We start from the raw sequence: 11,572 nt of genomic DNA, 5'->3' as shown, positions 1-11,572 counted from the left end.
TGTGAGGAGGCGGCTGCGGCGGTGGCGCCTGAAAACGTGTGGTCGGCAATTGAGACGGCGGTGTCGGCCCAGCCGGTCGTGGCTCGGGGGCCGGCGGGCGGGCCGGCTCTTGCCGTGGCCGCGGCAAGCGGAATCGCTGCGTAGGTGCTTGGGAGGGCGGGTTTTTCGCCTGATCTGCTGGTGGTGGCTGGACCCGCGGCGGCCCCGGTGGTGAGGGCATCCGTGGCGGGGCGGGCCGTGTCCGCGGCGGGGGAGGTGGTGGCACTGGCCGACCGCGCGGCGGCGGTGGAGCGCTTCTGGGTGGCGGCGGGGCGGGCGCGCCCAGTTGGAACACCAGCCGCGGGCCGTGTCGAGGATCACCCAGGGTGATGGCACGGCCGTCGCGGATGAACACAGTCGACATGCGCACGCCGTCGACGTAGATGCCGTGTTGGCTGCGGTCCAACGCCACCCACTGCCGGCCGTCGTGGTGCAGCACCAAGTGCGTGGGCGAGGTGGTGTGCTCCGTGCCGTCGAGGTGGATATCCGAGCGGCTGTCGCGGCCGACGGTCACGTCGCGGCCGGCGGGGAAGGTGTAGCGCTTCGATCCGACCCAGACGGTCAACGGGGAAGCCTGCGCCTCCGGCCGCATGGTCACCACCTTTCGCACCCATGGTCGTGGGCCGATCAACGGTTTGTCTACCCGCCATCATGCGCCGACAATCGCGGCGGCCGGGCGGTCAGCGCGGGCGAGTCGGGGGCGCTGCGTCGTCGAGGAGCCGATGCAGCACGGCGACGGCCTCGGCCAGCGTCTTGCGGTCGGCGGGGTCGAGTCGGCCGAGTTGCGGCTCGATCGCGGCGGCCCGGTCAGCTCGAACCCGGTTGAGGGTGCGCAGCCCCTCCGGGGTGATGCGGATGCGTACCGCCCGCGCGTCGCCGGGGTCGACGGCCCGGGTGACCAGGCCGGCGTCTTCCAGCCGCCGTACCTGGGTGGTCATCGTGGGCTGCGAGCAGTGATCCACCGTGGCCAAATCGCAGATCCGTGCCTCGCCCTGGGCTTCGATGGTGGCCAGCAGCCGCGCTTGTGCCGCCGGCAACGGCATCTGGATCCGCTGGGTCGCGTAGCGGTTCAGCCTGGCGACCACCGCCAGCAAATCCGCGCCCAGGCCTGGGACGGCCTCGACGGTGTCGCGGACCGGACCGGGCCGGGCGGTCGCGGATGATGTCATGCCTTCATAATTGCATAGCTTGGCTATCTACACCACTTGTCGGGCGAGTTCGCGGCGGCAAACACCGGACGGGCGCCACGGCGTGCGAGCGCCGCGCACCCGCCGACAACTGGCAGAATCAGTGAAATGACCGCCGCCGGCACAGCGAGTTCTGCGCGACGGGCGCGAGCGCTGCGCCCGCACGAGCTCGCGCAGGCGTCGGTGATGGCCGCTTTGTGCGCGGCGACCGCGATCATCGCGGTGGTCGTCCCGTTCGCGGCAGGTCTGGCGCTGCTGGGCACCGTGCCGATGGGCCTGCTGGCCTACCGCTACCGGCTGCGCGTCCTGGTCGCGGCGACCGTGGCCGCCGGGATCATCGCCTTCCTGATCGCGGGCATGGGCGGCTTCATGACTGTGGTCCACAGCGCATACATCGGCGGGCTGACCGGGATCGTCAAGCGCCGCCGCCGCGGCACCCCGACCGTGATCGCCGCGTCGCTGGTCGCCGGCGCGGTGTTCGGCGCGGCGGTAGTGGCCGCGCTGGCGGTGCTGGCCCGGCTTCGGCACCTGATCTTCGCCGCGATCGCCGCCAACGTCGACGGGATCGCGGCAGTCATGGCGCGGTCCGGCCTGGAGCAGTCCGCCGCCGACCTCAAGCGCTTCTTCGCCGCCGCGGCGCATTACTGGCCGTGGCTGCTCTTGGCCAACTTCGTCGTCTCGATCATGATCGTGTCGTTGCTCGGGTGGTGGGCGCTGTCGCGAGTGCTGGACCGGATGCGCGGCATCCCCGACGTACACAAACTCGACGCGCTGGCCGAAACCGGGCCGATCGCACCGGTTCCGGCGCGGCTGGATCAGGTGCGCTACCGCTACCCGGGCACCCACCAGGACGCGCTGCGGCCGGTGAGCCTGGAGATCGACGTCGGCGAACACGTCGCGGTCACCGGCGCCAACGGTTCGGGCAAGACCACGCTGATGCTGGTCCTGGCCGGGCGGGAACCCACGTCGGGCAGCGTCGAACGCCCCGGTGCTGTCGGGCTGGGCCGGCTCGGCGGAACCGCGGTCATCATGCAGCACCCGGAAAGCCAGGTGCTGGGCACGCGCGTCGGCGACGACGTGGTGTGGGGACTGCCGCCGGGCACCACCACCGACGTGGACCGGCTGCTCAGCGAGGTCGGGCTCGATGGGCTCGCGGAACGGGACACCGGGAGCCTCTCCGGCGGCGAACTGCAGCGGCTGGCCATGGCGGCGGCGCTGGCGCGCGAGCCCGCGCTGCTGATTGCCGACGAGGTCACCAGCATGGTCGACCAGCGGGGCCGCGAAGCGCTGCTGGGCATCATGTCGGGGTTGACCGAGCGGCACCGCACCGCGCTGATTCACATCACGCATTACAACGACGAGGCCCAATCTGCCAACCGCACAATCAATCTCAGCGATTCACCGGACAACACGGAGATGGTCGAGACGACGGCCGCGCCGTCGGCTACCGTCCCCGTCGACCACTCGGACGCCACGCCGGTGCTCGAGTTGATCGGCGTCGGCCACGAATACTGCAGTGGCACACCGTGGGAGACCACCGCGCTGCGCGACGTCAGCTTCTCGGTATATCCCGGTGACGGGGTTCTGATCCACGGCGGCAACGGATCCGGTAAGTCCACGCTCGCCTGGATCATGGCCGGACTAACGGTGCCCACCACCGGAACGTGCCTGCTCGACGGGCGTCCCACCCACGAGCAGGTCGGCGCGGTGGCGCTGTCGTTCCAAGCGGCCAGGCTGCAGTTGATGCGCAGCCGGGTGGATCGGGAAGTGGCCTCGGCGGCCGGCTTTTCGCCCGACGACCACGACCGGATCGCGAACGCGCTGGCCGTAGTCGGATTGGATGCTGGGCTGGCACAACGGCGTATCGACCAACTCAGCGGCGGCCAGATGCGCCGGGTGGTGCTGGCCGGTCTGTTGGCGCGTTCGCCGCGGGCGTTGATCCTCGACGAGCCGCTCGCCGGGCTGGACGCTGTCAGCCAGCGTGGCCTGCTGCGCCTGATGGAGGATCTGCGCCGCGAGCAAGGGCTGACCGTGGTGGTGATTTCCCACGACTTTGCCGGCATGGAGGAGTTGTGCCCGCGCACACTGCATCTGCGTAACGGCATGCTCGAAGCGGCGTCGGCGACGGCCGGAGGTGTGTCATGACGACCACCGCGCCCACGCGCCGGCCATCGCGGCCGGTCGTGTTGTTGCGGCCGGTGCCGCACGGCTCGCCCGTCCACGACCTGTGGGCCGGCACCAAACTGATCGTCGTCTTCGGCATTTCGGTGTTGATGACGTTCTACCCGGGGTGGGCGTCGATCGCGCTGGTGGCCGCGCTGGTGCTGGCGGCGGGCCGGGCCGCCCGCATTCCGCGCGGAGCGCTGCCGTCGGTGCCGCCCTGGCTGTGGATTCTGTTGGCGTTCGGTGGGATCACCGCGGCGCTGGCCGGCGGCGACCCGATGATTCACCTGGGCGCTCTTTCCCTGGGGCTCGGCGGGTTACTGAACTTCCTGCGCATCACCGCGCTGTCGATCGTGCTGCTCGGCTTGGGTGCGATGGTGTCCTGGACTACCAATGTCGCCGAAATCGCCCCTGCCGTCGCGACATTGGGCCGACCGCTGCGGTTCTTGCGGATTCCCATCGACGAATGGGCCGTCGCGCTGGCGCTGGCGTTGCGGGCGTTCCCGATGCTGATCGACGAGTTCCGTGTCCTCTATTCCGCACGCAGGTTGCGGCCCAGGCAGATACCGACGTCGCGGCGCGGGCGTCGCCGGCGCCGCTGGGCGGAGTTGGTCGACCTGCTCGCGACGGCTATCACCGTGACCCTGCGGCGTGCCGACGAGATGGGCGATGCGATCACCGCCCGCGGCGGCACCGGCCAGATCTCGGCTGCCCCGTCGCGGCCGAAGTTCGCTGACTGGGTGGCGCTTTCGATCACCGCTGTGGTGTGCGGAGCCGCGCTGGCGGCGGAATTACTGCTTGGCGCCTAGCGGCGTGCCGCGGCGTTGGCCGCGTCCTGTGCTTCGTGCAAGAGTGTCGCCACGTCGCCGCGGCCGAGGAACATCTCGTGGAAGTACGGTGTGAGGGCCTGGTAGCCGGCGGGGAAGCCTGCCCCGCCCGGCGCCGCGATCCGCGGTCCGTTCAGCACCGCGAAAAACGGTGTGACGTCGACGCCCTTGCCAGCCCAGTAGTCGAAGTACACCCGCTGCGCCGACCGCACCGCCGGGATGGCGCTGCCTTGTCGGCCCAGGTATTGGTTGCCCTGTTTGCTGCCCATCCAAGCCAGCACCTGGCGAACCGCGTCGGGATTCTTGGAAGCCGAATTACCTGCCGCGGCAATGCCATTGGTGACGCTGACGCGGCCCTTCGGGCCGGCGGGCAGCAGCGCGATTCCCCAACGGAAGCCCGCCTGGCCGGCCACCGCCGCCAGATTGTAGGTGCCGGACTGGAACAGCGCCATCCTGCCGGCGAGGAACTGGTTGCGGGAAAAGTCGTTGTTGACGTTGGTGTCCGAGGCCGGCGGCGCGACGTGGTCGTCGTTGATCAGCGCGACCAGGTAGGTGAACGCGGTGCGGGCGCCGGGATTGTCGAACGCGAACCGGTCGCCGGTCTGGAACACGCCGCCCGCGGACCCGATGTAGTTCAGGTAGATGCCCTGAGGGTCGTTGGCCGCGTTGTAGCCCCACTGCCGTACCCGTCGCGGATCGAAACCCGCTGTGCCCGCTGTACGTCCCTCGGCGTCGACGGTGAGCCGGGCCAGCAGCGGGCGCAGCGTGTCGCCGTTGCCGGGGCTCCACCGCAGGGTCGCCAAGTCAGCGGGATCGACGCCGGCCTTGGCGAGCAGGTCCGCGTTGTAGTACACGCCGATACCGGCGTCGGTCAGTTGCGGCACACCCCACAGTGTTCCGCCGCGGGTGAACTGGTCGACGACCGACGGTTCCCAGTCCGGCTTCGGGTCGATCTTCGTCAGCCGTCCGTTGTCGGCGTAGGCGGCGAGATAGGCGTTGGACAGCCAGAAGATGTCGTCGGCGCTGCCGCCGGCCACATCGGTGCGCAGCATGTCGAAGTAGGTGGCGTAGGCCACCACGTTGGTGCGCACCTCGATGTCGGGGTGAGTGCGGGTGAACGCCGCGAACGACTGCCGGTAAGCCGCGGCGACCTGCTCGTCCCACAGCCGCACGGTCACGACGGTGTGGCCGCCGCGCGGGGTGGACGAGATGTCGAGCAGCACCGCCGTCGCGGCCAGGAGCATGGCCATTACCACTACTGCCGCGGCAACCAGTGTGGAACGCCTGGGGCGGGTCATCGAGATTGCGTCCTGGGTCGTGAATCGGCGAAAACAACAGCCCTACGCGCAATCTCGACGCTCACTTCAGCCCCGTGACCACGATCGAGCGCACGATGTGACGCTGGAACACCACGAACAGTACGATCAGCGGCACGATCGCCACTGTCGTCGCCGCCATCACCAGCGTCCACTGCGCGTTGTAGCGGGACTGCAGCGCGGCCGTCGCGACTGTCAGCACTCGCCACTTGCCGCCACTGGTGATCACCAGCGGCCACATAAAGTTGTTCCACTGCGACACAACGGTGATCAGCATCAGGGTGACCAGGATGGGCCGACTCGCCGGCACAATCACGTGCACGATCACGTCGAGCGTGTTGGCGCCGTCGAGGCGTGCGGCGTTGACCAGGTCGTCGGGAATTGCGCGAAAGTGCTCGCGCAACAAGAAGATCGCGTACGGCGAGCCGAACACGAACGGCAATACCAGCGCCCAGAAGGTGTTCCGCAGACCCACTTGGGCCATCATCAGATACAGCGGCACGACCGTCACGGTGGCAGGCACCATCAACGTCGCGATGTAGACCCAGAACAGCGCGTCACGGCCCGGGAACCGCAGCCGGGCGAAGGCGTAGGCGGCCAGCACCGAAAAGCTCAGCTGGCCAAGCAGGATCACTGCCGTCATCAACGCGGTGACCGCAAGCGCCCGGCCGAAACCGGCGCCGCCCAGGTCGGTGTAGTTGGCCAGCGTGGGCGGCCGCGGCCAGGACAGCGGTGTGCCGGTCGCGAACTGCCGAGCGGAGGTGAACGACGTCAGCAATCCAAGCGCGAACGGCGCCAACGTGATCAGCGCGCCGAGCCCCAGCCCGGCGTAGACGGCCGCCGCCCTAGACGAGCTCATAGCTGATCCGCCGCCGGAAGTACAGATGCTGGACAACGGTGACGCCGACCAGGATCACGAACAACACCACCGCCATCACCGCAGCCCGCCCGATTGCCGCCGCCCCGAACGCCTCGACGTAGATGCGGTGCGCAACCAGGTCGGTGTGCCCGGCCGGACCGCCGCCGGTCAGCGCATACACTGTGTCGAAAACCTGTGCTGCGCTGACGATTCCGGTGACCAACACAAAGAACATCGTGGGCCGCAGCATCGGCAACGTGATCCGCCAAAACCGCTGCCAGGCCGTCGCGCCGTCGGTGCGCGCCGCGGCGTGGATCTCGGCCGGAATCGCCAGGATGCCGGCCACAAAGAACAGCGCGACGTAGCCGACGTTGGTCCACACGATCACCGCGGACACCACCGGCAACGCCAGACCCGGATCGGTGAGCCATTCGATGCGATGCCCCAACACCGTGCTGACCGCGCCATCGGTCGGCGCCAGGATCCAGCGCCACAACACCGCGATCGCCAGCGGCGCGCAGATCCACGGCAACACATACAGAGTGCGGAACACGCCGGTGCCGGGCAGCCCGCGCGCCAGCAGCGCCGCGGCCGCCAGCCCCAGCACCGTCTGCGCGGGCACCACGATCGCCACGAAGATCAGTGTCACCAGCAGCGAGTTGCCGAACGTCGAGTCGCTGAGCACCGAGCGCCAATTGTCCAGCCCGACATACTCGATGGGCCCCAGCAGATCCCAGCGGTGCAGGCTCAGCCAGACCACGACCAGGATCGGCAGCAGCAGAAACGTGACCACGCCGAACAGGCTTGGTGCCAGCAGCGCATACCCCAGCGCAGTCGACCGTCGCGCCATGGATGTATTAAAGCCGCTCGCTACGGTGGAGTCGTGACGCCGAACCGGGGAATCGACGAAGACTTTCTCGACCTGCCCCGCCACGAGTTGACCGATGCCGCGCTGTCGGCGGCCACCGCGGCCGGGGCCAGCCACGCCGACCTGCGGATTCATCGCATCACCAGCGAGGTCGTCCGGCTGCGCGACGGCGAGCTGGAGACGGCGGTCGTCAGCCGCGAGCTCGGCCTGGCGGTGCGGGTGATCGTCGACGGCACCTGGGGTTTCGCCTCGCATGCCGAGCTGTCCGCGCCCGTCGCCGCCGAGACCGCGCACAGGGCGGTCGCGGTGGCCACCGCGCTGGCGCCGCTCAACGCCGAACGCATCGAGCTGGCGCCCGAGCCGGTGTACCGCGACGCCAGCTGGGTGTCGAGCTACGAGATCGATCCGTTCACGGTGTCCACGGCCGCCAAGGTCGCGGTGCTGGCCGAGTATTCCGGTCGGCTGTTGGCGGCCGACGGGGTCGACCACGTCACGGCCGGGCTGACCGCGGTCAAGGAGCAGACCTTCTACGCCGACACGTTCGGCTCGACGATCACCCAGCAGCGGGTGCGGCTGATGCCGGGGTTGGAGGCGGTCAGCGTCGACGCCGCGGCAGGCGGCTTCGACACCATGCGCACACTGGCGCCGCCGACGGCCCGCGGCTGGGAGGTGGTGGCCGGTGACGACGTGTGGAACTGGAGCGACGAGCTGGCCCAGATCCCGTCGCTGCTGGCCGAGAAGGTCAAGGCGCCCAGCGTGACTCCCGGCCCCACCGACCTGGTGATCGATCCGACCAACCTGTGGCTGACCATCCACGAGTCCATCGGGCACGCCACCGAGTACGATCGCGCGATCGGTTACGAAGCCGCTTATGCGGGAACGTCTTTCGCCACTCCCGACAAGCTCGGCAGCCTGCGCTACGGTTCACCGGTGATGAACGTGACCGCCGATCGCACCGCCGAATTCGGTTTGGCCAGCATCGGATACGACGACGAGGGAGTGGCCGCGCAAAGCTGGGACCTGGTGCGCGACGGGATCTTCGTCGGCTACCAGCTGGACCGGGTGTTCGCGCCGCGGTTGGGGCAGTCGCGGTCCAACGGCTGCTCGTATGCCGACTCGCCGCACCACGTGCCGATCCAGCGGATGGCCAACGTGTCGCTACAGCCCGGCGCCGACGATTTGAGCACCGCCGACCTGATCGGCCGGGTCGACGACGGAATCTACATCGTCGGCGACAAATCATGGTCAATCGACATGCAGCGGTACAACTTTCAGTTCACCGGGCAGCGGTTCTTCCGGATTCGCAACGGGCGACTGGACGGTCAGCTGCGCGATGTTGCCTACCAGGCCACCACCACCGACTTCTGGAATGCGATGGAAGCCGTCGGCGGGCCATCGACGTGGCGGCTGGGCGGTGCGTTCAACTGCGGCAAGGCCCAGCCCGGTCAGGTGGCGGCGGTCAGCCACGGCTGTCCGTCGGCGTTGTTCCGGGGGATTAACGTGCTCAACACTCGCGCGGAGGCGGGCCGATGATCGGGGCGCAACAGGTTGTCGAGGCGGCGTTGGGTGCGTCGCGGCGTGCCGACGAGACGATCGTGATCGTCAGCGACCGCAGTGAGGCGTCGCTGCGGTGGGCGAACAACTCGATGACCACCAACGGGGTGTCGACCAGCCGCAAAACCACGGTGATTTCGATTGCGCGCCACGGCAACAGCGCGCGTGTCGGCTCGCTCAGCACAGCCGAGGTAGATCCGTCCCTGATTTCGGGGCTGGTCGAAGAGTCGGCGGAGGCCGCCCGCTCGGCACCGGAGGCTCGGGACGCCGCGCCGCTGCTGCCCGGCACCGGCGTGCCCGACGATTGGGATGCCCCGGTGCCCGCCACCGGGGCCGAGGTGTTCGCCGACGTCGCCGGTGTGTTACGCGAGGGCTTTCGCGGCGCGGATCAGTTGTACGGCTTCGCCCGCCACGAGCTGCAGACGACGTTCGTGGCGACGTCCACGGGGCTGCGCCGGCGGTACACGCAGCCCACCGGCTCGGTGGAGATCAACGCCAAGCGCGGCGGAGCCAGCGCCTGGGCCGGTGTCGGTACGCCTGACTTTGCCGATGTGCCAACGGATTTGCTTTTGGAGCAGCTGTCCACCCGGTTGGGCTGGGCCGAGCGGACTCTGGAGCTGCCTGCGGGCCGCTACGAAACGATCATGCCGCCGTCGACCGTGGCGGACATGATGATCTACCTGGGCTGGACGATGAGCGGCCGCGGCGCGCAGGAGGGCCGCACCGCATTTTCTAAGCCCGGCGGCAGAACCCGGGTGGGGGAGCGGCTCACCGACATGCCGTTGACGCTGTACTCCGACCCTTTTGCGCCCGGGCTGGAAAGCGGACCGTTCGTCGCCGCCACCAGTTCGTCGGAGACGGTTTCGATTTTCGACAATGGCATGGACATCGGGCGGGTGGACTGGCTGCGCGACGGCGTGATCAACGCGCTGGCCTACCCGCGGGCGACGGCGGCGGAATTCGGCGCGCCGGTCGCGGTGGCCGCGGACAACCTGCTGATGACCGGCGGCCACTCGACGCTTGCGGACATGGTCGCCGAGACCGAGCGTGGGCTGCTGCTGACCACTTTTTGGTACATCCGCGAGGTCGACCCCACCACCCTGCTGCTGACCGGGCTCACCCGCGACGGGGTTTACCTCGTCGCCGACGGCGAAGTGGTCGCGGCGGTCAACAACTTTCGGTTCAACGAAAGCCCGCTGGATCTGCTGCGACGGGCCACCCAGGCTGGCGCCAGCGAGGTGACGCTGCCGCGGGAGTGGGGCGATTGGGCCACCCGCGCGGCGATGCCGTCGCTGCGGATCCCGGACTTTCACATGTCGTCGGTCAGCCAGGCGCAATAATTCTGCGATGAGCGGATTGTTGGCGCCGTTGGTGGCGCTGTCCGGTGGAGCTGTGGTCCGAGGAGTGTGCGCGCGGGCGTTGTCGTTGCCGCCGCTGCCGGCCGAGACGGACGTGTCAGACGCCGAGCCGGCGGTTGCCGAGTTCGCCGAACAATTCAGCATCGACGTGTCGATGATCACCGACGAGCAGCGGTCGCGATTGTCATCCACGTTGGGGGACAAGACGTTTGGCGCCGTGGTGCATATGTATATCGCCGACTTCGTCCCTCGGGTGCGGGCCGGACTGGAGGTGCTCGGAGTAGGGCAGGAGCATCTGCGGTGGGTATCCGAGCCGATTGCGTGGGATCGCTCCGGCGACCCGGCCGACGCGGTGTTCAACAGGTTTCTGCCGGCGGTGGCGCGGCTGCGCGAGCTCGATGCGCTGACCTCGGAGCTGGTCCGGTTGCGCGGGGCAGCGCAGCACAACTGCCGGTTGTGCAAGTCGTTGCGGGAGACGACGGCGCTGAAGGCCGGCGGGTCGGAGTCGCTGTACGGCGACATCGAGCACTTTGAGGCGTCGGCCTTGCTGACCGATCGGCAGAAGGCGGCATTGCGGTTTGTCGACGCGCTGATCTGGTCGCCGGCACATATCGACCGCAGCGTTGCGGCCGCGGTGCGCGCACACTTCTCGGAGCCCGAAGCCGTCGAGCTGACCTTCGACGTGATGCGCAACGCCAGCAACAAGGTGGCCGTATCCTTGGGCGCCGACGCGCCGCGGGTGGCGCAGGGCACCGAGGAGTATCTGATCGGTGCCGACGGGCAGACGGTGTTCAACTGACGGCTGGATGGCCTGTGATACGCAATAGCAACGTCGCGTTGGTGGGCGGTTCACCTGCGGTCGCGGTATCACAGCTGTTCGCCTCTAGCGGGCCTACATGTATTGGTATGCGTTGACTTTGGGGATATGAAACACTGCGGTGCGAGTTGCAATCCTGTGAGGCGTTGAAACGCATGACTGAAAGTTGGTTCAACAGAAACTATGTCAGCAAAACAAGCACAGCACGACGCGGCCGAAGCTTTGTTCAGGGCCATTGTCGGAACGCTCGACAAACACGAACACGAACACACGCTGACCGAGACGGTTCTTGAGGCACTGGCCTCTGCGTACGCGGCGGTGTCGACGAGCGTCCCCGAGCAGGGACGCTTGGGGTAGCCCCGGGGGCCTTGGCCGCGCCCAGCGCTATCCCTCGGCTTCCGGTTCTGGCCTGCCGGTTACTCTGCTCCTAGCTGATGCAGGGGGCGGTAGCTCAGTTGGTTAGAGCCGCGGACTCATAATCCGTTGGTCGCGGGTTCGAGCCCCGCCCGCCCTACCAACAAAAACTGTATGACCTCGGGTGATGGTTGACATTTCGGCTTCGGGTGATGCCTGACAGTGTTTCG

10 protein-coding genes and 1 tRNA gene are annotated in these 11,572 nt (G+C 68.4%); 6 read left to right on the top strand and 5 right to left on the bottom strand.

Annotated features, from left to right (window positions below; translation table 11 throughout):
- The coding region (locus AWC14_RS28805) for an FHA domain-containing protein (RefSeq protein ID WP_158089922.1) at positions 1-631 on the bottom strand (631 nt) is incomplete at its 3' end.
- An 88-nt stretch (positions 632-719) separates the two neighbouring features.
- Positions 720-1,208, bottom strand: coding sequence for a MarR family winged helix-turn-helix transcriptional regulator (locus tag AWC14_RS21600; RefSeq protein ID WP_045385856.1), 489 nt, complete (start codon positions 1,206-1,208; stop codon positions 720-722).
- 126 nt (positions 1,209-1,334) lie between these two features.
- Here AWC14_RS21600 and AWC14_RS21595 point away from each other — a divergent pair, with 126 nt between their 5' ends.
- Together AWC14_RS21595 and AWC14_RS21590 are read left to right on the top strand one after the other, a co-directional pair.
- Positions 1,335-3,371 (top strand): ABC transporter ATP-binding protein, encoded by a 2,037-nt coding sequence (locus AWC14_RS21595; protein ID WP_045385858.1) that lies wholly within the window; start codon positions 1,335-1,337, stop codon positions 3,369-3,371.
- Entirely contained in the window at positions 3,368-4,198 is an 831-nt protein-coding gene (locus AWC14_RS21590) for a CbiQ family ECF transporter T component (RefSeq protein WP_057003386.1), read from the top strand. Before AWC14_RS21595 ends, AWC14_RS21590 begins: the two co-directional genes overlap by 4 nt.
- Here AWC14_RS21590 and AWC14_RS21585 read toward each other — a convergent pair.
- The 3 genes from AWC14_RS21585 to AWC14_RS21575 all read right to left on the bottom strand — a co-directional run bounded on the left by AWC14_RS21585 (position 4,195) and on the right by AWC14_RS21575 (position 7,241).
- Entirely contained in the window at positions 4,195-5,514 is a 1,320-nt protein-coding gene (locus AWC14_RS21585; RefSeq protein ID WP_045378384.1) for an ABC transporter substrate-binding protein, read from the bottom strand. The genes AWC14_RS21590 and AWC14_RS21585 overlap by 4 nt on opposite strands.
- A gap of 61 nt (positions 5,515-5,575) precedes the next feature.
- Positions 5,576-6,391 carry a carbohydrate ABC transporter permease gene (locus tag AWC14_RS21580; protein WP_045378381.1) on the bottom strand — a complete coding sequence of 272 codons (816 nt, stop codon included), beginning with the start codon at positions 6,389-6,391 and terminating at the stop codon, positions 5,576-5,578.
- The gene (locus AWC14_RS21575; RefSeq protein WP_045378378.1) at positions 6,378-7,241 is read right to left on the bottom strand and encodes a carbohydrate ABC transporter permease; all 864 of its coding nucleotides are present in this window, start codon (positions 7,239-7,241) and stop codon (positions 6,378-6,380) included. Before AWC14_RS21575 ends, AWC14_RS21580 begins: the two co-directional genes overlap by 14 nt.
- A gap of 33 nt (positions 7,242-7,274) precedes the next feature.
- On the opposite strand from AWC14_RS21575, the gene AWC14_RS21570 reads away from it, so the two are divergent.
- From AWC14_RS21570 to AWC14_RS21555, 4 genes are all read left to right on the top strand, one after another.
- Positions 7,275-8,792 (top strand): TldD/PmbA family protein, encoded by a 1,518-nt coding sequence (locus AWC14_RS21570; RefSeq protein ID WP_045378375.1) that lies wholly within the window; start codon positions 7,275-7,277, stop codon positions 8,790-8,792.
- The gene (locus AWC14_RS21565) at positions 8,789-10,153 is read left to right on the top strand and encodes a TldD/PmbA family protein (RefSeq protein WP_045378372.1); all 1,365 of its coding nucleotides are present in this window, start codon (positions 8,789-8,791) and stop codon (positions 10,151-10,153) included. Before AWC14_RS21570 ends, AWC14_RS21565 begins: the two co-directional genes overlap by 4 nt.
- Positions 10,154-10,160: 7 nt before the next feature.
- A complete protein-coding gene (locus AWC14_RS21560; RefSeq protein WP_045378369.1) occupies positions 10,161-10,970 on the top strand; it encodes a carboxymuconolactone decarboxylase family protein in 810 nt (269 codons plus the stop codon).
- A 458-nt stretch (positions 10,971-11,428) separates the two neighbouring features.
- A tRNA-Ile gene (locus AWC14_RS21555) sits at positions 11,429-11,505 on the top strand.
- Positions 11,506-11,572: the final 67 nt, after the last annotated feature.

This window comes from Mycobacterium kyorinense, from assembly GCF_002101735.1.
In the GTDB taxonomy this organism is placed as follows: Bacteria; Actinomycetota; Actinomycetes; order Mycobacteriales; family Mycobacteriaceae; genus Mycobacterium; species Mycobacterium kyorinense.
Note: the sequence above shows the minus strand (reverse complement) of the source record. Positions and strands in the feature narration are given on the sequence as shown.